This is a genomic window from Roseomonas elaeocarpi, from assembly GCF_042433915.1.
Lineage (GTDB): Bacteria > Pseudomonadota > Alphaproteobacteria > Acetobacterales > Acetobacteraceae > Roseomonas > Roseomonas elaeocarpi.
On record NZ_JBHLUN010000005.1, the window covers coordinates 323706 to 347076 of the forward strand.

General features: G+C 68.0%; 22 protein-coding genes and 1 tRNA gene. 11 read left to right on the forward strand and 12 right to left on the reverse strand.

From position 1 onward, the window contains the following. The first annotated feature begins 9 nt into the window (after window positions 1-9). The 4 genes from mrdA to ACFFGY_RS07150 all read left to right on the forward strand — a co-directional run bounded on the left by mrdA (window position 10) and on the right by ACFFGY_RS07150 (window position 3829). Window positions 10-1890, forward strand: a complete 1881-nt coding sequence (gene mrdA, locus ACFFGY_RS07135) for a penicillin-binding protein 2 (RefSeq protein ID WP_377043757.1) — start codon at window positions 10-12, stop codon at window positions 1888-1890. 5 nt (window positions 1891-1895) lie between these two features. Beyond that, window positions 1896-3047: a rod shape-determining protein RodA gene (gene rodA / locus ACFFGY_RS07140; protein WP_377043758.1), complete on the forward strand. Its 1152-nt coding sequence runs from the start codon at window positions 1896-1898 to the stop codon at window positions 3045-3047. A gap of 63 nt (window positions 3048-3110) precedes the next feature. Further along, window positions 3111-3186, forward strand: a tRNA-Lys gene (locus tag ACFFGY_RS07145). A gap of 256 nt (window positions 3187-3442) precedes the next feature. Further along, entirely contained in the window at window positions 3443-3829 is a 387-nt protein-coding gene (locus ACFFGY_RS07150) for a response regulator (RefSeq protein ID WP_377043759.1), read from the forward strand. A gap of 70 nt (window positions 3830-3899) precedes the next feature. Here the strand turns inward: ACFFGY_RS07150 and ACFFGY_RS07155 are convergent, their stop codons facing one another. Next, the gene (locus ACFFGY_RS07155; protein WP_377043760.1) at window positions 3900-4283 is read right to left on the reverse strand and encodes a response regulator; all 384 of its coding nucleotides are present in this window, start codon (window positions 4281-4283) and stop codon (window positions 3900-3902) included. Between the two features lie 231 nt (window positions 4284-4514). Between ACFFGY_RS07155 and ACFFGY_RS07160 the strand changes: the two genes are divergently transcribed. Further along, window positions 4515-6362: an AI-2E family transporter gene (locus ACFFGY_RS07160; RefSeq protein WP_377043761.1), complete on the forward strand. Its 1848-nt coding sequence runs from the start codon at window positions 4515-4517 to the stop codon at window positions 6360-6362. Window positions 6363-6505: 143 nt separating this feature from the next. Further along, complete coding sequence (locus ACFFGY_RS07165) at window positions 6506-7237, forward strand: phosphocholine cytidylyltransferase family protein (RefSeq protein WP_377043762.1); 732 nt, start codon at window positions 6506-6508, stop codon at window positions 7235-7237. A 146-nt stretch (window positions 7238-7383) separates the two neighbouring features. Here the strand turns inward: ACFFGY_RS07165 and ACFFGY_RS07170 are convergent, their stop codons facing one another. The 6 genes from ACFFGY_RS07170 to ACFFGY_RS07195 all read right to left on the reverse strand — a co-directional run bounded on the left by ACFFGY_RS07170 (window position 7384) and on the right by ACFFGY_RS07195 (window position 12625). Continuing rightward, the gene (locus tag ACFFGY_RS07170) at window positions 7384-7530 is read right to left on the reverse strand and encodes a hypothetical protein (RefSeq protein WP_377043763.1); all 147 of its coding nucleotides are present in this window, start codon (window positions 7528-7530) and stop codon (window positions 7384-7386) included. Window positions 7531-7748: 218 nt separating this feature from the next. Then, complete coding sequence (locus tag ACFFGY_RS07175; protein ID WP_377043764.1) at window positions 7749-8528, reverse strand: NTP transferase domain-containing protein; 780 nt, start codon at window positions 8526-8528, stop codon at window positions 7749-7751. Beyond that, entirely contained in the window at window positions 8525-9685 is a 1161-nt protein-coding gene (locus ACFFGY_RS07180; RefSeq protein ID WP_377043765.1) for a GNAT family N-acetyltransferase, read from the reverse strand. The genes ACFFGY_RS07175 and ACFFGY_RS07180 overlap by 4 nt, the downstream gene beginning before the upstream one ends. A 168-nt stretch (window positions 9686-9853) precedes the next feature. After that, the gene (locus ACFFGY_RS07185; protein ID WP_377043766.1) at window positions 9854-10912 is read right to left on the reverse strand and encodes an LptF/LptG family permease; all 1059 of its coding nucleotides are present in this window, start codon (window positions 10910-10912) and stop codon (window positions 9854-9856) included. Window positions 10913-10922: 10 nt separating this feature from the next. Continuing rightward, window positions 10923-12155, reverse strand: a complete 1233-nt coding sequence (locus ACFFGY_RS07190) for an LptF/LptG family permease (RefSeq protein ID WP_377043768.1) — start codon at window positions 12153-12155, stop codon at window positions 10923-10925. Further along, a complete protein-coding gene (locus ACFFGY_RS07195; RefSeq protein WP_377043770.1) occupies window positions 12152-12625 on the reverse strand; it encodes an HIT family protein in 474 nt (157 codons plus the stop codon). Before ACFFGY_RS07195 ends, ACFFGY_RS07190 begins: the two co-directional genes overlap by 4 nt. 100 nt (window positions 12626-12725) lie before the next feature. Between ACFFGY_RS07195 and ACFFGY_RS07200 the strand changes: the two genes are divergently transcribed. Then, window positions 12726-13211: a DUF2141 domain-containing protein gene (locus ACFFGY_RS07200; protein ID WP_377043771.1), complete on the forward strand. Its 486-nt coding sequence runs from the start codon at window positions 12726-12728 to the stop codon at window positions 13209-13211. Here ACFFGY_RS07200 and ACFFGY_RS07205 read toward each other — a convergent pair. Further along, complete coding sequence (locus tag ACFFGY_RS07205) at window positions 13195-14160, reverse strand: metallophosphoesterase family protein (RefSeq protein ID WP_377043772.1); 966 nt, start codon at window positions 14158-14160, stop codon at window positions 13195-13197. The two genes, ACFFGY_RS07200 and ACFFGY_RS07205, sit on opposite strands and share 17 nt — an antisense overlap. Before the next feature lie 70 nt (window positions 14161-14230). Between ACFFGY_RS07205 and ACFFGY_RS07210 the strand changes: the two genes are divergently transcribed. From ACFFGY_RS07210 to ACFFGY_RS07220, 3 genes are read left to right on the forward strand one after another with little or no spacing between them, the layout of a single operon-like run. Beyond that, complete coding sequence (locus ACFFGY_RS07210) at window positions 14231-15409, forward strand: CDP-alcohol phosphatidyltransferase family protein (protein WP_377043773.1); 1179 nt, start codon at window positions 14231-14233, stop codon at window positions 15407-15409. Then, entirely contained in the window at window positions 15406-16383 is a 978-nt protein-coding gene (locus ACFFGY_RS07215; RefSeq protein ID WP_377043774.1) for a diacylglycerol kinase family protein, read from the forward strand. Before ACFFGY_RS07210 ends, ACFFGY_RS07215 begins: the two co-directional genes overlap by 4 nt. Beyond that, window positions 16380-17318, forward strand: coding sequence for a hypothetical protein (locus ACFFGY_RS07220; RefSeq protein WP_377043775.1), 939 nt, complete (start codon window positions 16380-16382; stop codon window positions 17316-17318). The genes ACFFGY_RS07215 and ACFFGY_RS07220 overlap by 4 nt, the downstream gene beginning before the upstream one ends. Before the next feature lie 33 nt (window positions 17319-17351). On the opposite strand, the gene spt is transcribed toward ACFFGY_RS07220, so the two are convergent. From spt to ACFFGY_RS07240, 4 genes are all read right to left on the reverse strand, one after another. After that, window positions 17352-18563 (reverse strand): serine palmitoyltransferase, encoded by a 1212-nt coding sequence (gene spt / locus ACFFGY_RS07225; RefSeq protein WP_377043776.1) that lies wholly within the window; start codon window positions 18561-18563, stop codon window positions 17352-17354. Beyond that, window positions 18560-18829, reverse strand: a complete 270-nt coding sequence (locus ACFFGY_RS07230; protein WP_377043778.1) for an acyl carrier protein — start codon at window positions 18827-18829, stop codon at window positions 18560-18562. The genes spt and ACFFGY_RS07230 overlap by 4 nt, the downstream gene beginning before the upstream one ends. A 155-nt stretch (window positions 18830-18984) precedes the next feature. Beyond that, entirely contained in the window at window positions 18985-19941 is a 957-nt protein-coding gene (locus ACFFGY_RS07235) for an NAD-dependent epimerase/dehydratase family protein (protein ID WP_377043779.1), read from the reverse strand. After that, entirely contained in the window at window positions 19938-21677 is a 1740-nt protein-coding gene (locus tag ACFFGY_RS07240; protein ID WP_377043780.1) for a fatty acyl-AMP ligase, read from the reverse strand. The genes ACFFGY_RS07235 and ACFFGY_RS07240 overlap by 4 nt, the downstream gene beginning before the upstream one ends. Window positions 21678-21917: 240 nt before the next feature. Here ACFFGY_RS07240 and ACFFGY_RS07245 point away from each other — a divergent pair, with 240 nt between their 5' ends. Continuing rightward, entirely contained in the window at window positions 21918-23270 is a 1353-nt protein-coding gene (locus tag ACFFGY_RS07245; protein WP_377043781.1) for a lipopolysaccharide biosynthesis protein, read from the forward strand. The last annotated feature ends 101 nt before the right edge of the window (window positions 23271-23371 follow it).

Here is a 23371-nt window from a genome sequence, read left to right on the forward strand (position 1 = left end):
GAGCTTCGCATGAGCCGACGAGGAGAAGAGGAGCGCCGTCGCTCCGTCTTCACGCGCAGGGCGCTCGTGCTCGCCGGCCTGCAGATCGGTGGGCTCAGCTTCCTCGCCTACCGCCTGCACCGGCTGCAGGTGGAGGAAGGCGATCGCTACGCCACGCTCGCCGAGGAGAACCGCATCTCGGCACGCCTGCTCGCCCCACCCCGTGGGCGCATCATGGATCGAACCGGGCGGATCGTTGCCGCCAACCGGCTGAACTGGCGCGCTCTGCTGGTGGCGGAATCCGCGGGTGACATCCCGGCCGTCCTGGACACCTTCTCCCATATCCTGCCCCTGCAGGACCACGAGCGCGCCCGCGTCGAGCGTGAGGTGCGCCGCCGGCGTCGCTTCATTCCCGTGGTGGTCCGTGAGTTCCTGACCTGGGACGAGATGTCACGGCTCGAACTCAATGCCCCTGATCTGCCGGGCATCAGCGTCGACGTCGGCACAACGCGCGATTACCCCGAGCATGAGCACCTCGCGCATGTCGTGGGCTACGTCGCTCCGCCCGCGGAACGCGACATCGGCAAGGATCCATTGCTGGAACTCCCCGGCGTGCGGATCGGCCGGGCCGGGGTGGAGCGCTTCCACGACCAGCTGCTGCGCGGAAAGGCCGGCTCGCAGCGCCTGGAGGTCAACGTCGTGGGCCGCATCATTCGTGAACTCGACCGGCGCGAAGGAACGCCAGGTCAGGACGTCCAGATCAGCATCGACGCCGAACTCCAGCGCACGGTCCGCGGCCGCTGCGACGAGAGCACCTGCGCGGTGGTGCTCGATGCCAAGACCGGAGAGGTGCTGGCCATGGCGAGCCAGCCTTCCTTTGACCCGCAGCTCTTCGACTCGGGCGTTTCGGCGGCACAGTGGAAGGAATGGACCAGCAAGCGTTCCACCCCGCTGATCAACAAGGTGACCAACGGCCTCTACGCTCCTGGTTCGACCTTCAAGATGGTGGTCGGTCTCGCCGCCCTCGACGCCAAGGTTGTCACGCCCGAGGATCGGGTGAATTGCCCGGGTCACCTCGACATCGGTGACACGCGCTTTCACTGCTGGTCCCGTGGCGGGCATGGCATGCTCAACATGCGCAACGCCCTGAAGTACTCCTGCGACGTCTACTTCTACGAGATGGCCCGTCGCATGGGCATCGACAGGATCGCCGCCATGGCAAAGCGGTTCGGGCTGGGTGTCGACCTGGACATCGAGCTTCCCGGCACACGCAGCGGCTTCGTTCCGACGCGGGAATGGCGTCTGAAGCAGGGCAAGCCATGGAACCTGGGCGACACCATCGTGCATGGCATCGGCCAGGGCTTCTACCAGCTTACCCCACTATCGCTCGCCACGATGGCCGCGCGCCTGGCGACGGGTAGGGCGGTGCAGCCGCATCTGACGCAGATGATCGGTGGGCGGAGCATTCGTGGAACCAAGGCGGAAGACTGGCCGTCGCTCAACATCCCTGACCGCGATCTCCGGCTGATGCGGGAAGGCATGTACGCGGTGGTCAACGAGGAGCGGGGAACTGGCCTGCCGGGTCGTATGCCGGCCAGCTACGGGGTCCTGGCCGGCAAGACCGGAAGCGTCCAGGTGCGCCGCGTCAGCCGCGAGCAGCGCGAACGCGGCTTCAGGGTCGAGAATGTTCCGAGGGAATGGCGTCCCCACGCCCTCTTCGTGGCCTTCGCGCCCTACGAGGATCCTCGCTACGCGGTCGCCGTCGTAGTGGAGCACGGCGCAGCCGGTGCGACCGCGGCGGCGCCACTGGCCAAAGACATCATGATGGACACGATTGATCGTTTCCGACGTGCTCCGGCAGCCCCGGGTGCCCGTGTTGCCGACGCGAATGCCCCGCAGGGAGCCCGCTGAGCGCGATGTCCGGTCTCTACGAAAGACGCCTCCTACGCGTCGAGAAGAGCTTCGGCGTCCTGGAAAAGCTCTGGTCGGTGCCATGGCTCTTTGTTCTGATGCTCTGCGCCATGGCCACCGTCGGCTACGTCGCCCTTTATTCGGCGGGTGGCGGCAATCCCGACGCCTACGCCACGAAACATGCCCTCCGGTTCGGCTTCGGGCTGGTGATGATGGTGGGGATCGCGCTGATCGACATCCGCCTCATCGCCCGGCTGTCCTGGTTGGGCTACGCGGTCGGCCTGGCCCTGCTGGTGCTGGTCATGGTGCACGGTCAGGTCGGCAAGGGGGCGCAGCGCTGGGTGGAACTGGGTCCGGTCCAGTTGCAGCCTTCCGAGCTGATGAAGATCCTCCTGGTGCTCGCACTGGCGTCGTGGTTCCAGAAGGCGACCTGGGAGAAGGTCGGGAACCTCTTCTTTCTTCTCCCGCCCGCCATCGCCGTCCTGGTACCCATGGGGCTCATCCTGAAGCAGCCCAACCTGGGCACCGCCCTGATCACCGGTGCCATCGGTGCTGCCATCTTCTGGTCCGTGGGTGTTCGGTGGTGGAAGTTCGGCCTCCTGTTCGGGGCGGTCGCGGTGGCGGCCCCCATCGCCTACGACCACCTCCATGATTATCAGCGGGCCCGGATCACCACCTTCCTTGATCCGGAAAGTGATCCGCTCGGTGCCGGCTACAACATCATCCAGAGCAAGATCGCCCTGGGCTCGGGCGGCATGTGGGGCAAGGGCTTCCTCCAGGGCACGCAGGGCCACCTCAACTTCCTGCCGGAAAAGCAGACCGACTTCATCTTCACCATGATCGCGGAGGAGTTTGGCTTCGTGGGTGCCATCGGCACCCTGGCGCTGCTCGCCCTCGTGGTGGCCTTCGCCTTCCTGGTGGCCATACGCTGCCGGCACCAGTACGGCCGACTGGTCGGTGTCGGCCTGGCCACCAACTTCTTCCTCTACGTCTTCGTCAACATCGCCATGGTCACAGGCTCGATCCCCGTCGGCGGCGTGCCGTTGCCCCTGATCAGCCACGGCGGGTCCGCCATGATCACCGCCATGCTCGGCTTCGGCCTGCTGGCCAGTGCCTGGGTCCACCGGGACGTGGAATTCACCTCCGCGAAGGAATAGGTCGGCAGGGGGGTTGACCCTGCGGCTGGAGGCGATAAATAGGCGCCACCGCACCGACGGTGTGGGCGCATAGCTCAGTTGGTAGAGCAGCTGACTCTTAATCAGCGGGTCCTAGGTTCGAGCCCTAGTGCGCCCACCATTACTTTCCCACCTCAAAATTGGATGGTGCCGGCAGACGCTGTTGTCGTCGTGACCATCGAAATGGCTGCACGCTGTTTCGCCTGGAAGGGTTCCGGCACGCGGGGCCGAAACGCAGCCGAAGAACACCGTCTTTTCTCGTTTGGCTCGCGTCACGTCGTGAGGCAAAGGTGCTAGCCTGCGGTATGGAAAGGGTCGCTGTTGCGCAGTTGGTTTGCTGATCGCGCGAACAGGCTGACCGTGACGAAAGACTTCCGATGATCCGTATTCTGCTCGTGGAAGACCACGAGGAAATCTGGGATTTCCTGTCGCGACGTCTCAGACGCCGCGGCTACGAGGTTGGACTGGCGACCCAGGGACAGGAAGCGGTGGACAAGTCACGCGCCGAGTCCTTCGACATTGTCCTGCTCGACATGAACCTTCCGGTGCTCGATGGCTGGACGGTTGCCGGGATGATGAAACAGCACCCATCGACATCCCAGGTGCCCATCATAGCGCTCACGGCGCATGCCATGGCCGGGGATAAGGAAAAGGTCCTCGCCGCGGGTTGCGACGGCTATCATCCGAAGCCGGTCGATTTCCCGCAGCTGGTCGAGCAGATCGAGCTCCTGGTAGCGAGACCGGCCACCGCGGTACAGGGCTGAGCCTGCCAGCTCAGCGCTTCAGGGCCTGTTCGGGCCCCATGAGCGAGTGACGCGAAGTACCGGCAAACCCTCAGCTGTCCTCTTCGCCGTTCAGAAGGGCGTCGTCGATCTGTTCTAGGAGTTGGGGAAAGTCGACCGGCTTCGGATGATAGTCGTTGCACCCCGCCGCCAAGACCTTCTCGCGGTCGCCGGACATGGCGTGAGCCGTAAGAGCGATGATGGGGATCCGCCGGGTGGGCTCCCCCTCGCCCTTCAGCGTGCGGGCAACGGTCCAGCCGTCCACGATCGGCAGATTCATGTCGAGGAGGATGACGTCCGGCTTTTCCGCGCGCGCACGCGCAATACCGTCCTGCCCGTCATGCGCCATGACCACGTGGAAGCCACGACGCACCAGCCGCCGTGACAAGGAATCCCAGAGTTCCTCGTGGTCCTCAACCAGCAGAATTTTGGTCACGGTGTCCTTGCTTGTCGCCGGTGGCGCTACGATCGGGGGCAGGGCAATGACCCGATACCCCTGCGTCTGCCCTACTCGGAAGGTGGAACAAAGTCTCTACACCTTCCTGAGGGATGAGACGAAGGTGAGATTTCATGCGAAAGCTTCAACCACCTCTTCGGGGCCGCGTTGCAGGAAAGCCATGCGACCGGACATCTCGCGGTGGGTGGTCTGAGGGGCAAGAGCATGTCGATGACCAGCCTGGATAAGCGTCGACCGGGCCTGGGCGGAACCGTGGCGACGTCCGGGCTCGTGACCTTGATGGCCAGCGCCCTGGTGATCACCGGCCTCTACTTTGGCCGGGACCTTCTGGTTCCCCTGGTCCTGGCCGTTCTGCTGGCCTTCGTTCTGGCTCCGGTGGTTCGCCTGCTGCGCAGCCTGCATATCGCCCGCGCGCCGGCCGTCCTGGTGGCCGTGGTCCTCGCCTTCGCGCTGTTGCTGGGGATCGGGCTGGCGGTCAGCCGGCAGGCCACCGTTCTCGCCGGCAACCTGCCCGAGTACCAGTTGGCGATCCGGGGCAAGGTCCGGATGCTGCGGCTGGACGAGGTGACCCAGCAGATCGGCATGCTTCTCCGTGGCGGGGCAGAACCCACGGTGGTTCCGGCGTCCTCGGCACGGGCGGATGCCTATGCCAGGGCCGTGCTCCAGCAGGAGCCCAGCCCGCTGCAACTCGCCCGCAGCCTGGCCGAACCGCTCCTGAAGCCCCTGGCGACCACGGGCATCGTGATCGTCTTCACCATCTTCGTACTCCTGTACCGCGAGGATCTGCGCGACAGGCTGATACGGCTCGCGGGCAGCCGGGACCTCCACCGTACCATGGCGGCGATGAATGACGCGGCCTACCGCCTGTCCCGCTACTTTCTGGCACAGGTCGCCCTGAACGCCAGCTACGGGCTCTTCATCGGCACGGGTCTCTGGCTCATCGGTCTGCCGACCCCCGTGCTCTGGGGCATCTTGGCGGGCGTCATGCGTTTCGTGCCCTTTGTCGGCACGCCGATCGCCGTGATACCGCCCATCCTGCTGGCGATGGCCGTGGATCCCGGCTGGTCCATGGCCCTCTACGTCCTGGCGCTGTTTCTGTTGAGCGCCCCGTTGATGGGACAGGCGCTGGAGCCCCTGCTTTACAGCCACAGCACCGGCCTTTCGCCGATCTCGGTCATCTTGGCTGCCACCTTCTGGGCCTTCATGTGGGGGCCGGTCGGATTGTTGCTGGCCACGCCGCTGACGGTCTGCCTCGTGGTGCTGGGGCGCCACGTCGAGAGGCTTGAGTTTCTCGATGTGATGCTGGGTGACCGACCCCCGCTGCGCCTGGAAGAAACCTTCTACCAGAGGGCGCTGGAAGGCGATGCCGACGGGCTGGTGGCCCAGGCGAAGCAGCAGATGCGCCTTGCGCCCCTGGCCACCTATTACGACGAGGTCGCGATGCGAGGCCTCGTGCTGGCGCAGAGCGACTGGGCACGGGAGGTTCTCGAACCCGAGCGGCTCGACAGCCTGCGTCACCAGATCGTTGCCCTGCTGGACGACCTCGATGAGATGCCGGAGCTCTTCCATCCTCCGGTCGTGCCAGGCGATCCTGAAGAGGATGTTCCAGTAGCGGGCAGCATGGCGCCGTCGTGGCAGGCGGATGGCGCCGTCCTCTTTATCGCGGGCCGGGGACAGTTCGATGATCTCACGGCCGAGATGGCGGCGCAGATCTTCCGCCGGCAGGGCTTCGGCGCCCGGGCGGAAAGCAACTCGATCCTGGAAACCTCCAGCCTCGAGCGCCTTGATCCTGATGTCGTGCGCCTCTGCTGCCTGTCGGTTCTCGAGGAAGGAAGCAGTGCCGCCAGCGTGCGCCATTTCGTCCGCCGGCTGCGGCGTCGCCTGCCTGAGGCGCGTGTCATCATCGGCCTGTGGCACGCCCCGGCCGACAGCACGATGCTGAGCACTCTACGCGCCGAGGGCCCGGGGGAAACCATCACGACCTCGCTTCGGGAGGCTGCGACGCTCAGCCAAGCCGTGTCAGCCTGGGCCGAGCGCACGACAGAGACCGTCCGCTGAGAAACAGACCCGGCACGCAGGGCCGCTCATCCAGTGCGTCAGGGCAGCCAGCGACGACGCCGTGCGGTTCGATCATGCCAGGGCGCTTTCTTTAGGCAGACTCCACCCTTGCGCCGTCCCGCGCATGCGGCGAAACAGCCCCGGTGCACGCAGTCATCCTCAGCGCCGGGCAGGGCAAGCGCCTCCTGCCTTTGACGGCCGACAAGCCCAAATGCCTTCTTCCCTTCGCGGGACGGACCATCTTGGAATGGCAGGTCCGTGCCTTGTCGGCGGCAGGCATCGAGCACATCCACGTCGTCACCGGCTTCCAGGCCGCACGTGTCGAGGAGGAGGCCAGGCGCCTGTCCGCTGAGCTGAAGGTGCCGGTTGAAACGCGCTTCAACCCCTTCTTCGGGGTGGCGGACAATCTCGGCAGCTGCTTCGTCGTGCGGGACCTTCTCCGCGGCAACGGAGTCATCGCCAATGGCGACACGCTGTTCGAGCCTGAGATCGCGCGCCGCGTCCTGAGCGCACCCTCCGCACAGATCCGCATCACCGTGGACCGCAAGCCGGCCTATGATGAGGATGACATGAAGGTGTCGCTGGATGGCGACAGGGTGCTGGCCGTGGGCAAGACCCTAACCCCGGCGCAAACCCAGGCTGAGTCCATTGGGCTGCTGCGCTTCGAGGCGGAAGGCTTCGCTGCCTTCGCCGAGGGTGTGGAAGAGGTTCTTCGCCGCCCCGATGGTTTGCGGCGTTGGTACCTGTCCGTCGTCAGCGAACTCGCCGCGGAAGGGCGGGTGCGGATGACGTCGATCGAGGGGCTGACCTGGAGCGAGGTCGACTTTCCCGCCGATCTGGCCCGGGCAGAAGAAACGGCCGCCAAGTGGCGGTGAGCGGAGTGGCGTGAAAACACGCCACCATCGCACGCGTCAGCAGATGCTGAGCTGAAAAGACCCGGAGCAATTGGCCCGGCGTCTTTCGTTCCGATCGCGAGCGGCCACCCGTCGTGGTAGCCGCAGATCGACCGTCGTTGCTTCGATTAGCGCGAAGTGGCCGGAGCGGCGTTGCCGTCGACGCGGACGCGATTGAAGAACGTCTTGATGCCGCGGATGATCATCTCGGCAATCTGCCGCTGACCTTCGTGGGCGAGAAGCATGGCGTTGCCGGCTTCGTTCAGAGTGTTCATCACCAGATCCCTATCCTGCAGACCCAAGGCCAAGCTTTGGAGGATCGTTTGATCCCGGCTGGCTTTGCTGCAAAGCAAGATGACGCTTCCCGAAGGATGCTTCAACTGAAAACGGGACTGTTTGAAGTCGTGGCTGAGAATACTTCAATACAGGGCTGATAACTTCTAGAAGACTCTGACCAGAGAAAGGAGTTTTATCATCTATAAGACTATGTCGCCTAATGGCGAAGGGTGATCAGTTCCTCGGCCAGATGCAGGTCATCGACCTTGTCCACATCCACTGCCGCCTCGGCCATCGGCATCTCCACGACGGCGAGCCTCGCCGCGGTCCTGCGGCCGATGCCATCCAGCGCCGCTCGCAGGGTCAACAGGCCCAGGCGCTGCTTGATCAGAAGCCAGGGCGAGATCAAACGAAGCATTCGCAGCGGATGCTTCCGTTCCGCCTCAAGACGCTGCCAGTAAACGACCACGGATCGTGAAGCATTGCTACGAAGAAAGAAGAGATTGCAGCCACTCCAGGCGCCGTCGGCGAAGCGCAGGTAGGTACGCTTGGACTGCGGGAAAGCCGCCTTGATGACCTCCGACGAGGCGAGGCCGGCAGAGGCGTCCGCCCAATCCGGTGTCGCATCCAGCATGTGCTCCACCATTGCCACGGTCAGCAGCGCGTGGTCGGCCGTGGTGACCAGCAGAGGGCTTCCAAAGGCGTCAAAGGCAGCGGCCGTGCTCATGGCAGGTGAGGGGGTCGAGGCCATCACCGTGAGCCTGCCCGCTTGCACGAGCTCGGCGAGCGCCGGGAGAGCCGTCACCGCGGCCTGGTCGGCGCCCGATACCACGATGCCCCCGATACGCGGCGTCCTGGCCAGGCAGGTCACCACGCGCTCCAGCATCGGCACGCCAGCCACAGGCGCCAGCGCCTTGTTGGCCACCCCGCGGAACCGCGCCACGGGGTCGTCTTCCCCCAGCCGGCTGCCAGCCAGCACCAGCGCCGTGACCGTCACGCCGGCAAGGCCTTCCCGTAGATCCTGTAGGTCTTGTAGCGATCGGCCCCCATGGCCTCGATCATGCGCCGCATCGGGAGATTGTCTTCCAGGATCCAGGAAAGCTCGACCGTCCGAAAGCCGATGGCCCGCGCCGAGTCGCGCACGGCATTCACCATGGCGAAGGGGATCAGCGCTCCGACAACGCCCTGGGCGGCGGACTTCCGGACGCCCATCAGTGGAACGCGCGCGGTGCGTATGCGCCCCATCTTGAGCCGCCACAGCAGCTTCGCCCAGCCGAACGGGAACAGGCGTCCGTCGAGGTCCCTGACAGCCTCGTTCAGGTTCGGCAGGCAGACTAGGAACGCGACCGCCTGGCCTTGCTGCTCGACGAACCAGATCAGCCGCGCGTCGATCAGAGGGCGGAGCTGCTTGGCCATGTGGTCCAGCTCCTCCGGGGTCAGCGGCGTGAAACCCCAGTTCGCCGACCATGCATCGTTGAAGATGTCGACCAGGCGCTCGACTTCGGCGCGGAAGTTCTTCAGGTCCCCGCAGCGCAGGACGACGCCTTCGGGCAGGCCGCGGCTCAGGATCCGGCGGGCGGCCTGTGGCAACTCGGCGGCGGTGTCCAAGAGATAGGCGTAGACGTCCTTGTCCTTCGCGTAGCCCCGCGCCTCGAGCGCGCCGCCGAGATACGGGGCGTCGTGTGGCATCATCAGCATGGGCGGGGTGTCGTACCCCTCCACGAGCAGGCCCATTTCCTCGTTGATCTGGAGGTTGAACGGTCCGCTCACCCGGCTGCAGCCCCGCTCGGCCAGCCATCGCTCGGCCGTCCGCAGCAGGGCCTCGATCGCCGCCGGATCGTCCTCACAGGCCAGCATGCCGAAATGGCCCGCCCTTCCACCGTCGATGGCGGGAGAAGCCAGCCGGTCGACCTGTGCGCTGATGCGCCCCACGTCGCGGCCGCCTCGCCGCACGATCCAGTAGACCGCCTCGGCATGCAGGAAATACGGATTGCGCCCGGGCGTCAGCGCCGCGCGGCGTTCCGTCAACAGGGGCGGACGCCACTGCGGATCACCGGCATGCAAGGCGAAGGGAAGACGGATGAAGCGATCGAGCGCCCGGTGGCCCTCAACACGCTCCACGACGAGGTCGTCGGTCCGCTGCGGAGTGCTCACTCCGCCGCACCGGGAACAGGCTCACGCAATGCCAGGGCATCGGCATGCATCCCAGCTTGCCCGCGCCCTGTCACCAGAGGCTCCGGAAGCGTCATGCGCCCCAGATCGAAGCTGCATCCGTTATGTCGCCAGCGCCTGTCCATGGGCCGGCATCTAACGTCCTCGGGCTCAACCTTCCAGATGCAACATCAGCACGCAGCCCAGACAGCCAAACAGCACCGGTGCCGTCCAGGCCGCAAGGGCAGGGGAGATCAGCCCTGCTTCCCCGAGCGCACCCGTTGCACCAGCCAGCGCCACGAAGGCCAGACCTGCCAGGATAGCGAAGCCGAGACTCACGCCGCCCCCACCCCGCCGCGGCAGGATCCGCGAAACCGGGAAGGCCAGCAGCACCATGACCAGTGCGCTCAGCAGCGCCGCCGCCCGTTCCTGCAGCTGGCTGCGGTAGAAGCTGGTTCCGCGCCACCCCTCTTCCTGGCCATCAAGGATGCGGCGGAGCTGCGGCAGCGAAACACCGTCGATGGGCTGCGCGATCGCAAGCAGGTTGCGCGGCGTCGGAGCATCGGGCCAGGCCATGCTGCCGCGGAGAGCAGGACCGGCATCCCCAGCGCCGCGTTCCCGCACGTCCTGAAGCTGCCAGCCTTCCGTTCCATGCCGCGCCGCCGCGGCATCGAGCCGCATCAGGGTATGGCCCGAGGCGTCGCGCCGGATGATGGTGACACCTTCCAGCAGCCTGCCTCCGTCGCGGACGCGATCGGCCGAGGCCACGTCCGGCCCTGCGCGGAACCAGACCCGCGTCGCTTCCTCCGCAGGCGCGTTGGGCAAGCTGGCCCACCAGTTCGCGTAGCTCCGCTGCGTAGCGGGAACCAGGAAGTTGGTCATGCCGAACTGCGCCACGGCAACAACGAAGCAGGCGGGAAGCAGGCAGGCCACCATGCGGTGCCCGCTGACGCCCAGCGCCCGCAACGATGCGGCCTCGGAGCCCGAAGCCAGTCGCGAGAAGGTCAGCACGGCCGCGATCAGGGCGGCCAGCGGGATCAGCCGCTCGGCCGAACTCGGCATCCGCAGAAGCGTGTAGCGCAGGATGCCGAGCCCGCCGCCGCCCCGCGCCAGGACATCGGTGGCGTTGTCCAGCAGATCGAGGAGCTGGAGCAGGATCGTCAGTGCCAGCAGGGCGCCGAGCCAGCGGCCCAGGAACTGTCGCGTCAGCAGACGGGTCAGGATGGACATGGGGGGAGAGCTACTCCGCAGCCTTGGCGGCTGGCCGCCGCCATGCCCTCGCGAGGCCGCCGATCACCCGCGCCACCGTTTCCACACGATCCAGCGCCGCGTCGAAGGGCCCTTCCGAGGGATGGCGGTTGGCACGCCGGAAGACCAGCAGCGTGAAGATGGCAAACAACAGGAAGGGGCCCCAGATCGCCGGCCGGGGATCGACCTTGCCGACATCGCCCAGGGACTCTCCGAGCTGCAGGGCGTGCTGGTAAAGCACCAGGATCAGCGCCCCCAGCGCCGCGCCGTGCCAGCGCCGAGCCCGCTTCGCGGCGAGACCCATGGGCACGGCCAGCAGGCCCAGGAGCGGCAGCGAGGCCGCGCGCGCGAGCCTTCCGTGCAGCTCCGAGCGTAGGCGTGACGGGGCGATGCCGGCGCCTGCGGCGGATCCGCCGCGCCACAATTCATCCATCGTCAACTCGCGCTCATCGGCACCCCGCTCCCGGAAGGGCGGCAGGATCAGCGCCACGTCGCGCAGGGTGGTCGCATCGGTGAAGCGGCTCGAACGTGTCCGCCCATCGGGCAGGGTGGTGAGCTGCTCGCCGCCCTCCAGCACCAGGCGCAGCTGCTGGCGGTCCGCGGTCGGCTCCAGATGCCCGTGCTCGGCGGTAGTGACGATCTCGCTGCCGTCACCGCGCCGCTGGAACACGAAGACCTTCTCCAGGGTGCGTCCATCCCCAGAGGCCCGGTCGGCCGTCACCACGGCATCCCGGCCGAGATGCGTGAACACGCCGGCCGGAACGGTGGCGTTCCAGCGCGCGTGGATGAAGGCGTCATACAGGGCCCGGTAGGTGTAGCGCGTGTAGGGCTGCGCGTAGCCGTAGAGCCCGATGCCGCCGATCCCCAGGACGATGCCCAGCACCAGGAAAGGACGCGCCAGCCGGCTGAGCGACAGGCCCGTGCCCCAGATGGCGTCCAGCTCATGCGCCTCACCAAGCTTGGCGACCGCCACGTAGACCGCCGCGAAGAAGGCCGCCGGAATGGCAAGGCCCAGGTAGTGCGGGCCGAGATTGACCACCATGCCCAGCACCAGCTCGATCGGTCCGCCTGTTCGCGCCGCGACGTCGAAGAGCCGTAGGAGGCGTTCCAGCAGCAGCGCCAGCAGCAGAACCGGCAGGGCGGCCAGCAACGGACCTTGCAACTGCGCGAGCAGGTAACGATCGAGCCGGCGTGCCTGGCCGCCGTGGTACCTCTTGGCGCTCACGCTCCCGGCCATGGGGTGGGAGAGCTGGATTGGTCCGCCGATGGCCAGCGGCGGCGCAACTCCGCCACCAAGGCCTCGAGTTCCGCAGCGTCCGGTTCAGCCGCAGGGGCGAGAGCCGGAGGACCTGGCCAGCCGGCGTCCGTGACGCTGAGCCCTCCGAAGCTGCGGCTGCCTTCGTAGCGGGGGATGACGTGGAAGTGCACGTCGGGATCAACCATCATGAGCATCAGGTAATTCATCTTGCTGTAGCCGACGAAGCCCGCGAGCGCAGCTTCCAGTTCCTTGACCACGATCTGAAGCTCGGCGAAGGCCGCAGGGCTGACTTCGCCGAAAGCCTGCACCGGTTCAAGGCAGATCAGAACAAGGGAGCCCAGCGTCGGCTGCTGCGGCCGGCACAACACCGCCCAGGATCGCCGCCTCGCAACCAGCGTTGTAGGATAGCCGAACTTCTGGAGGGTCGCCTCGACCATGTCGCGCTTCTTTCCCTTGCCACGCGGACCAATCCCGGAGGCAGTCGCGCCCGGCCTCGTGCCCGGAGCGCGCGCCGGCCTCGTATCGCACAAGCGGCGTGTGCCGCGTAGTGCCACCCTGGCAGGACTTTTGGTTCTGCTGCTGGGAACATCGCTGCTGCCGGCGCAGGCACAAGAAACGGCACGGCAGATCCCCTGCAACGAGAGCACGCAAGAGCCGAGGATCGAGGTGCACGTCGCCGGCGCCCACAGCGGCAAAGGCGAGATCGCCATCACGATCTACGGTGATCAGGCAGACCGCTTCCTGGCCAAGGGAGGCTCGCTGGCCAGGGCCCGCGTTCCGCTGGATGGCGCCACCGCGCTGGATGTGTGCTTTTCCGTGTCGCAGCCGGGCCTCTACGCCGTGGCCCTGTACCACGACGAGAACGGCGACAAGCACTTCAACCGGACGATGCTCGGCTTGCCGGAAGAAGGCTACGGTTTCTCCAACGACGCCGCGGCACCGATGCGAGCACCCTCGCTGAAGGAAGCCGCCATCCATGTCGGCACCGGCCTCACCAGGGTCGCCGTTATGCTCCGGTACTGAGCAGGGAAGCTCCGGCCGCTACCGGTGCGCCGCGCCTCGCGCCGCGGGATGCACGCGGTATGACCGTGGACCAGCGCGCCACGCAGCCGAAGCCGACCTCAGGCGAAACCCAGCCGCGGGTTTCCGTGCTCAGCTGCCAGCCGCTCCGCAGCGGGCTGATCCGGTGCAGGTTCCAGCGGCTCGCATGCTCGCCTTCGCCGCGGGAGGCCGAGGGCACCCCGAGAACAGGGATGGCGCCGCCCGGGCCCGGCAGGCTATTGCGGATCCACAGGTGGCGGTGCCCGTGCAGCACCAGTTCCGCTCCCACGCGCCGCAGGATCTTCCTCAGGCTCAGAGCGTCCCAGAGCGCGATTCGCAAGCTGCCCGGATCCACGGGCGGGTGATGGATCAGCACGACCCGGAACAGCCCCTGCTCCCGCAGCTCCGCCAGCATCTGTTCCACGCGCGCCAGCTGCGCCCGCCCGAGCCATCCACCGGCCAGCAGGGGCCAGGTCGGCCGGGCGGAGGACAATCCCACCAGCGCCACGCCGCCGCGCCGGCGCAGCGTGGGAAAGCCCTCCCAGGCTCCATCCCCTTTCAGCCAGGGGTGCCACGCCCCGATGCCTTGTTCCTCCGGCACGGCGACCAGCGCATCGTGGTTGCCGGGCACCAGGCAGACCCGTGCCGGGTCGCCGAGCGCCTCCAGCCAACGCGCGGCGGCGCGGAACTCACCTGGCAGGGCGAGGTTGATCAGGTCGCCCGTGACCGCCACCGCATCCGGTTCCGCCGCCGCCACATCCCCCAGCAGAGCCTTCAGCCGATCGCCGTTATGTGCCCTTTCCCTCTTGCGTCGCCAGGACAGGTAGGCGAGCAGCCGCTTGCCCATCAGCTCGCGCGAGCCGGGCACCAGACCAGCGGGCAGGGGCAGATGAGGATCGGAGAAGTGCGCCAGCGTGAAAGGATGATCCATATGGGCTCTCAGGCTGTGACGCGCTGCACCATAGCGGTCCTGCCGCCTGTCCGGCGAGGGAACCCGCGATATGTCTGAGTCTGTTCGCTCCGGAACGCCCGTGGCACGCCTGCTCGGCATGGGACCTGTACCGATCTGGAGCATGACCTCGGCCGAAAGGCTGCGGCGCTCGCTGCAGCGATGCGGCGTCAGCGACGTGGCGCCGTGGAGCGATGGCTCGGCCGAGGGTTCGGTGATCCTGATGCGTGCCGACCACGTCTTCGACCCAGGGTTGGTGGCCGCCCTCGCCAGGGCGCCCGACGCGGCGGAGGGCGGCGTCCTGTTGCTGTCGCCGGAGGGCCGGCCCGTCGCGGCGCACGTCCCGTCCAGCCGTGCGCAGGGCGTGGCCGAGGCACTGCTGGCCGACGCGCCGGCCTACGCCCCTGCCTTCGAGGGCATGCGGGCCGGCGGCCCTGAGCAGATCGGCGACGCGCACAACAAGACCCTGCGCAAGCGCGAGGTGCCCTACCTGATGCCGCTGCGCGCCGACACCGTGCGGGCCGCGGAATGGCGGACCTTTCAGGGCTCCTACAAGGGCGTCACGGACCTCGTGACCAAGTATGCCTGGCCGGTGCCCGCCTCACACGTGACGCGCTGGTGTGCCGCGGTCGGGATCACGCCGAACCAGGTCACCTGGCTCAGCGTGGCGCTGGTGTTCCTGGCGATGTGGCTCTTCTGGCGCGGCGACTTCCTGCTCGGCCTGATCGCCGCTTGGGGGATGACCTTTCTCGACACGGTGGACGGCAAACTGGCCCGCGTCACCCTGCAGTCCAGCAAGTGGGGCAACATCCTGGATCACGGCACGGACCTCGTTCATCCGCCCTTCTGGTACTGGGCCTGGATCGCGGGCCTTGCCCATGTCGGCATGCCCGTGCCGGAACCCTGGTGGGTGCTGGCGGTGGTGCTCGGCGGCTACGTCCTGCAGCGGCTGGAAGAAGGGCTCTTCATCGCGCGCTTCGGGCTGGAGATGCATGTCTGGCGTCGCTTCGACAGCTTCTTCCGCCTCATCACCGCCCGCCGGAACCCGAACCTGCTGATCCTGACGGTGCTGACGCTTCTTGGCCGGCCCGACTGGGGCATCCTGCTGGTGGCGGCCTGGACCCTTGCCTCGCTGCTGGTCCACACGGCGCAGGTTCTCGAGGCCGGCTGGATCACCCTGCGCGGTAGGCGCCTGACGTCCTGGCTGGCGGAACCCGGCGCACGCTGGTGAGTGAAGCTGCCTCCCCGCCCGTGATCGGCGTCATCGGCAACCCCCGCAGCCACGGCAGCCGTGGTCTTCGGGGAGAAGCGCTGCGCCGCGTCGCCGCCCAGGCCGGCGAGCGGGTCCTGCTGCGGGAGCCGGAGGACCGCGCCGCCCTGCGTCAGGCGCTGTCCGGCTTCGCCCGCGCTGGCGTGCGGGTCGTCGCGGTCAGCGGTGGCGACGGAACGCTGCGGGAGGTTCTGACCGCCCTGCCGGCCGCTTGGCAGGGCAAGGCGCCGGACATCGCTCTCCTGCCAGCCGGCAAGACGGACATCGTGGCCGGTGACGTGGGCCACTCCGGACGCGGTGCCCTCGGCCTGCGCCGCTTGGTCAAGGCCCTGGCGGAGGGCGTGGCACTGCGCCGCGTGGAGCGGCCGGTGCTGGAGGTAAACTGGCCAGGTGAGGCGACGCGCCGGCTACGGGGCTTCCTGTTCGGGGCGGCCGCCTTCGCCGAGGGCCATCGCCTCGCCAACGCCAAGCTCCACGGCAACGGCTTCTTCGGCAATGCGGCCGTCGGCCTCACCGTGGCCGCGATGTTCGGTCGCGCCGTGCTGAGCGGCCAGGGCACGCTGGCCCATGGGCAAGAGATCCAGGTCGTGACCGACCGGGTCGCGCGCCCGACCGGCAACCGCTTCCTGGTTCTGATCACGACCCTGGATCGCCTGATGCTCGGGCTCTGGCCCTTCGCCGACAACGGCAAGGGTCCTGTGCGCTGGCTCGACATCCAGGCCCGTCCAAGGCAGCTCGGGCGCGCCCTCTGGGCCGTTTCTCACCGCGGCAGCAACCGCAGCTGGATGCCGGCCGCGGGCTACGAGAGCGGGCTGGCGCGGCAGGTCGACATCCAGCTTCACCACCCCTTTGTGCTGGACGGCGAGGTCTACGTGCCGGGTGAGAAAGGGGTGACGCTGACCGCCGCCGCTCGGCAGGGATTCGTTTCGGTATGAACGACGTGGTGGAACGCACCGTGGCGGCGGAGCTGCGGCAGCCCGTCATGCCCGAAGCGAAAGCCATGGCCGACGCCATCCTGCGCGCCCACGGATCAGCCGTGGGAGCGATCCTCTTCTACGGTTCCTGTTTGCGCAGCGGGGATGCTTCGGGTCTGCTGGATTTCTACGTGCTGCTTCGGAAAACTGGCAGCTGGCGCCCGGATCGCCCACTGCGCGGCATGTTCCTCCGCCTCCTGCCGCCCGATGTTGAGCACTGGAGCACGGAGCACGACGGCCGCACCATCCGCGCCAAGGTCGCCGTCATCAGCTGCCAGCAATTCGCGCAACGTCTCCAGCCAGCCTCGCGCGACACCACGATCTGGGCCCGCTTCGCGCAGCCCGCGGCGCTGCTGCATGCCCGCGACGATGCCGCCGCCGACTGGGTGAGAGCGGCCCTCGCGCAGGCCGTCGCCACGGCGGCCAGCTGGGCGGCGCAGCTCGGCCCCGAACGCGGAACGCCGGAAGCGTACTGGCAGGCCCTCTTTACCGCCACCTACGGGGCCGAGCTGCGCACGGAGCGGCCCGGCCGCGCTCGGGAAGTCCAGGCTGCGGCTGGTTCACGTTACTCTGCCTTGTTCCTGCCAGGGCTGGCCCGTTGCGGCATCGCCGCAGAGGAACTGCCTGACGGAACGGTTCGACCCGTCCTGACAACGGAACAGCGCCGCGCCGCTGCCGCGACATGGCGCCGGTGGCGGCGGCTCGGCAAGTGGCGCAACGTCGCGCGTCTCGTGAAGGCCGCCTTCACCTTCGAGGGCGGCGCCGACTACCTGGCTTGGAAGGTGCAGCGACATTCCGGCATCGCGGTGCCGCTCACGCCATGGCAGAGGCGCCATCCGATCCTGGCGGCGCCCCTGGTGCTGTGGCAGCTGCGCCGGGCCGGCGCCGTCCGCTGAACCGTGGCCGGTGCTGCACCGGCCACGACGGCGTTACTCCGCGGCGGCCGGCAAGCCCAGGGCGCCGAGGCGGTAGCCCACGCACGTGACCACTTCGATCGCGCGCTGGATCTGCTCAGGCGTATGGGCCGCGCTGACGGACATGCGCAGCAGCGCCTCACCCTTCGGCGTCGCCGGGGGAAGCGCCAGGTTCACGTACAGGCCTTCCCGCAGCAGCTCGTTCCAGCAGGCGACCGCCTGGGCTGTGTCCGGCAGCCGCACGGCCACGATCGGCGACGGCGTCGGCCCGAGTGCGAAGCCAGCCGCCGACAAACCCTCGTAGAGGTGACGCCCGTTCCGGTTCAGCGCCGCGCGAAGCTCCGGACGGGTCTCGAGCTGGTGGATCGCTTCGGTCACCGAGGCCGTGATGGCGGGCGGCAGCGAGGCGGTGAACATGTAGGGGCGGCAGGCAACGCGAAGATCCTCGAAGCCTTCCAGGTCCGAGGAGCAGAACCCGCCGATGGCGCCCAGGCTCTTGCTGAAGGTGCCGACCACGAAATCCGCATCCGCCTCGACCCCGACCTCCTCGGCCAGGCCACGGCCGCGACTGCCCAGCACGCCGAGCGAATGGGCCTCATCCACCAGCAACGTCGCGCCCATCTCGCGCTTGACGGCCGCGATTTCCCGCAGCGGCGCCACGTCGCCCAGCATGGAATAAATGCCTTCAACCACGATCAGCTTGTGGCCGGGCTTGTTGTTGAGCAGGCGCAGGCGACGCGCCAGATCCTCAGGGTCGTTGTGCCGGAAGCGCGTGACCTGGGCGCTGCCGAGCCGCGCACCGTCGTAGATGCTGGCATGGCTGTCGGCGTCGAGGATCAGGTGATCATCGCGGTCCACCAGCGTGGACAGGATGCCGAGATTGGCTTGATACCCGGTGGTGAACAGCATCGCGGCGCGCTTGCCGGTGAAGCGGGCGATTTCCGCTTCGAGCTTGCTGTGGCCACCGTAGGTGCCGTTGGCGATCCTCGATCCCGTCGTGCCGGTGCCCGTCTGCAGGCTCGCGTCCACGGCGGCCTGGATGCAGTTCTGGTCGAAGGTCAGGCCGAGGTAGTTGTTTGTTCCGAGCAGGAGCACGGTCCTCCCCTGCAGCACGCCCTCGGTCGGCGAAAGCACGCGCTCGAAGCGCACCGCGAAGGGGTCATGGCCGGCAAGGCGCACGGAATCATAGGCAGCACGCAGCGGCCGGAACTTGTCGAGGATGCTCATGGGGCCGTCGTGCTTGCCGCGGTTTGGCCGCGGATCTCCTCAATGGCGGCGACGAGGTCGCCCACGGTCCGCACCTCAGCGATACGGTCGATCGGAATGACAATCTCGAACCGCTCCTCGAGCACCATGATGAAATCCATCACGGCCAGCGAGTCGAGGCCCAGGTCACCCATGATCTGCGAGTCGGGCGTGACAGCCCGAGGCTCACGGAGGAAGGGTTTGAGGGCCCTCTCGACCTCAAGCAGGATTGTCTCGTGCTCGGTCATAGGGCTTGTCGTCACTCCAGGTAACCCTGCTGCGAGAGCGGGCGCGCAAGGCGGCGCTTGCGACAATTGTGTTTAGATTTCGCGGCGGGTGCCGCCAATAGCTTACCGACGCCGGTGCCAGCACAGGGCTGATTGTGTGTCAGACCGGCCACGGTTCAACCCTCCCCGGGATGCGTCCGAAGCCAGTCTGCCATCTCGCGAAATCCGTCTGACGCCGAAATCCTTGGTTTCCAAAGGCTTGTGGGTGGAAGCGCATGGATGTCGGGGCGCCAGTCACGGTGAAGGATTTCTCGTGCTTTGCCTGTTCCGAAGAAGCCAGCCCTCCGGAACAGACCGTTCCAACCATCCGCCAGCCGCCCCGCCAGCAACATTCCGGTGTCCGGCACGGGCAGTGCGAAGGGAGGATCGCGATCCTGGGCGGCGGCGCAGATGGCCAGGATTTCCCGCCAACCGTAGCCGTCCAGGCGGGCATCGCAGAGTTCGAACCGGCAGCCTGTCGGGGCCTCGGCTCCACAGAAAACGGCAATCGCCTCGGCAGCGTCGGCCGCGTGGATCAGCCCGAGCCGTGGCTCGACGCCGCTGGGAACCGGCGCGAAGCGGCTTCGCGCCAGTTTCAGGAGGGCCGGCGTCGCGGTGTCGCCTGCCCCGTAGATCGCCGGCGGCCGCAGGATGACCCAGGATGAAGGCCCCGCAGCGTCCGTGAAAGCGATCTCGCCCGCATGCTTGCTGGCGGCGTAGGGGGAGACCTCGGGTGCCCTGGCCGCCTGCGAGGACACCAGCAGCAGCCGTGCCTCGGGCGCCATGCGACGGGCCGCATCGGCCACGGCGGCACTGCCGTCGCGGTTTACCCGGTCGAACTCCGCTTGGCTCCTGGCCCGGACCAAGCCGGCGCTATGCACCACGGCGGTGCTGCCGCGCACGAGCCGCTCCAGGGCCGCCCTGTCCCCGAGGTCACCTTGGACAAATTCTGGGGACAGTTCCGCCAGCAGGGGCTGGGATGGCGGGCGCCGCACCAGTAGGCGGACCTGCCAGCCCGCCGCATGCAGCGCCCGGGCCACGTAGCGGCCCAGGAAACCCGTTCCGCCCGTTAAGGCGGCGACCGGCCGGATCAACCGGGAAGCGCCTCGGCGGCGGTCATCTTGAAAGCGCCGGCCTGGTACAGCTGGCGTGACCGGCTGCGGCTGAGCTTGCCCGAGGAGGTATGGGGAAGGCTTCCCGGAGGCACCAGGATGACGCGCCCTTCCAACCCGTGCACCTGCCGGATCGCGCTCGCCGCCTCGTCAAGCAGCTCCTGGCGGGACTGGGCTTCGCTGGTGCGTGCCTCGACCAGGACGATCAGCTCCTCCAATCCGGTGTCCGGGTCGAATTCCACGGTGAAGGCCGCGACCTCGCCAGCCCGGCTGGCCGCGTGCTCCACGGTCCATTCCAGGTCCTGCGGCCAGATATTACGGCCGTTGACGATGATGAGGTCCTTGGCACGCCCCGTGATCACGACCTCGCCGCCGAGGCGGTATCCGAGATCGCCGGTGTCGAGCCAGCCGTCGGCGGAAAGCGCCTGCGCCGTTTCGTCCGGCCGGCCGTCATAGCCCAGCATCAGGGAAGGGCCGCTGGCGAAGAGCCGCCCCACATGCCTGTCCGGCAGGACCTGTCCCGCCTCGTCGCGCGCCTCGATGACGTGGCCAGGCAGGGGCGGGCCGCACAGCACGAAGCTGCGGCTGCGGTGACCCGGTTCTGGGGCGGCGGCGATCCCCTCGTTCTCCAGGCGGTCCAGGTCGACCTCGTCGGTACGCATGCCCTGGTCCAGGGGGGCGAAGGACAGCGCCAGGGTCGCTTCCGCCATGCCGTAGCTCGGCACAAAGGCGGTGGAACGGAAGCCGACGCTGCTGAACGCCTCGCTGAAGGCCCTCAGGTGATGCGGGCGGATCATGTCGCCGCCAAGTCCTGCCCCACGCCAGCAGGACAGGTCGAGCTCCTCGGGCGGAGGGGCGTTGCGGAGGCGCCGCACGCAAAGCTCATAGCCGAAGCTCGGCGCGTAGGAGAGGGTGCCCCGGTTGCGGGAAATCAGCCGGAGCCACTCGAGGGGGCGACGGGCGAACTCCGCCGTGGGCATCCAGTCGAGCGACATCTGGCTGGCCAGCGGCGCCAGGAAGAAGCCGACCAACCCCATGTCGTGATAAAGCGGCAGCCAGGACACGGTCCGGTCACTGCCGCGAACCTGCAGGCCCGAGGCCGTGATGCCGTGGAGGTTGGCCATCAGGGCCTTCTGCGTCACCGCCACGCCCAGCGGAAACCGCGTGCTGCCGGACGAGAACTGGAGGTAGCCGATCTCGTCGGGCGTGGTCGGCTGCAACGGCACCGATCCGCCCGGCTGCTCGGCCAGCTGCGCCGGCGACAGCAGCAGGCGCAGGCCGAGGCTTTCCGCAGCCGGGAACCAAGACAGGAGGTTCGGCGGCACGATCAGCGCAGAAGCGTGTGCCGCCGCCGCCATCCGCGACAGGTGATCGACGTAGGTGTCGCGTCCCCCGAAGGCGAGCGGCAGCGGTAGCGGAGCCGGGATCAGCCCCGCCAGCTGGCAGGCGAGAAACAGGCGGGCGAATTCTCCGTCCGCGGTGGCCACGAGGCCGACGCGGTCACCGCGCCGCAGCCCCGCGCCGAGCAGACGCTGTGCCACCAGGACGGCCTGATCCCGCAGAGCGCCCCAACTGAGCGTTTCAAGCAGATCGCCCCGGCCCGAATACACGTTCAGGCCTGTCTGACCCTTCGCGGCGTAGCTCAGGGCCTCGGGCAAGGTGGAGAAATCGCCCAGGCGCCGCGACAGGCCGCTGTCGCTTGGGGTAGGCTGTGGCATTGGTTCGCTTCACGCGCTCCGCCGACGGAAGCGCAGAAACGCCTCCAGCCGGCCCTGGGCAGAATGGACAAGGTTTCCTGGTGCTCGCAGCTGCGGCATCAGGACTCCGGACGGGGGTTAGCGGGCCGAAGCCACCGGCGTCAACCTTGGCGGCCCGGCGGGGCCCGCATGCGTCATGGGCTGCCGTCCCTGCGGAAGCCGGTCTTGCCGACGGGCGCACAGGCTCTACACCTCGCGCCGATGCCCGATCAGCCCGCACAACCAAGCAACAGCGAGAAGAAAACCAAGCGCCAGTCCTGGTTCGCCGACGCCACCCTGCGCGGCGTTCTTCGCAATGCAGGCCTGTTGCTGGGTGGCAAGGCATCGGGCGCGCTGCTCCATCTGGCCGGGCTGGCGCTGGCCGCCCGCGCACTGGGACCGCAGGCCTTCGGGGTGCTGACCCTGATTAACACTTACGCGCTCACCGCCAGCGGGCTGGCGCGCTTCCAGTCCTGGCAGGCGATCATCCAGTACGGCACCCCCGCCCTGCATGGGGAAGACCGGCAGCGCCTCGTGGACGTTCTGCTCTTCGCGTTGGCTCTGGACCTCGGAACCGGGTTCCTCGGGATGCTGGGGGCGATGGTGCTGCTGCCCTGGCTGGGGGAGAACGTCGGCATCCCCAGAAATCAGCTCGGCGTGGCCCTGGCCTACGCCACCCTGATTCCCACGATGACGATCGCCACGCCCACCGGCGTCCTGCGCCTGCTGGATCGCTTCGACCTCATGGCCTGGCAGAGCATCGTCCTGCCCGGGCTGCGCCTCGTGGGCGTCGCGGCCTGCTGGCTGGCGGGGGCGCCCTTCGTCGCCTACGCGCTGGTCTGGTGGCTGTCCGACCTCGTAGGCGACATCGTGCTGATCTGGATGGCGTGGTGGGAACTGCACCGGCGCGGGCTGCTGGAAGGTGTCAGGCCGCGCCTGCGGGCGGTCACCTCGCCCGGCGAGGGGATCTGGAGCTTCGTCTGGTTCACCAATCTCGGCTCATCCCTCAATGTCGCCTGGGGACCATTGTCGAACCTCGTGGTCGGGGCCGTGCTGGGGCCGGCGGCGGCGGGGCTGTACCGTGTGGCCCAGACCGTCACGGACGCGCTCACCAAGCCCGCGGAACTGCTCAGCCGTGCCTTCTATCCCGAGATCGCACGGCTGCGGCAGAACGCCCGCACGGACGACTTCTGGCGTCTTTCCGCCCGCTCGGCGGGGCTGGCCGGGCTGGGTGCCGCGGCAGCGGCGGCGGTGGTGGCGCTGCTGGCCTCGCCCTTCGTCCGGGCGGCGTTCGGCGGCAGCTATGCCGCGGCGGCCGTGCCGCTCGCCATCATGGCGATCTCGCTGGTTCTCACCGTGCCGGCCTTTCCGCTGGAACCGCTCCTGGTGACGCTCGGCCACGTGCGCACCGCGTTCGTGGTGCGCGCTGCCGTGACGGTCACCTATCTCGGCCTGCTCGGCGCGCTGGCGCACCTGGCGGGACTGACCGGTGCGGCGGTCGCCTACGTCCTGGGCGCCCTTGGCCTGGCGGCCGGCATGCTGCTGGCCCTTCTCCTGCTAAGGCGGCGCGTCTGAGAGGCGCCGGAATCGCCAGGCTCCGCGGTGCCGCTATCGCCCTCTCGACACCCGACGAGGCTGCTTTAGCCCTTCAACGAGCGCCCGCGCCGCCGAGTCGC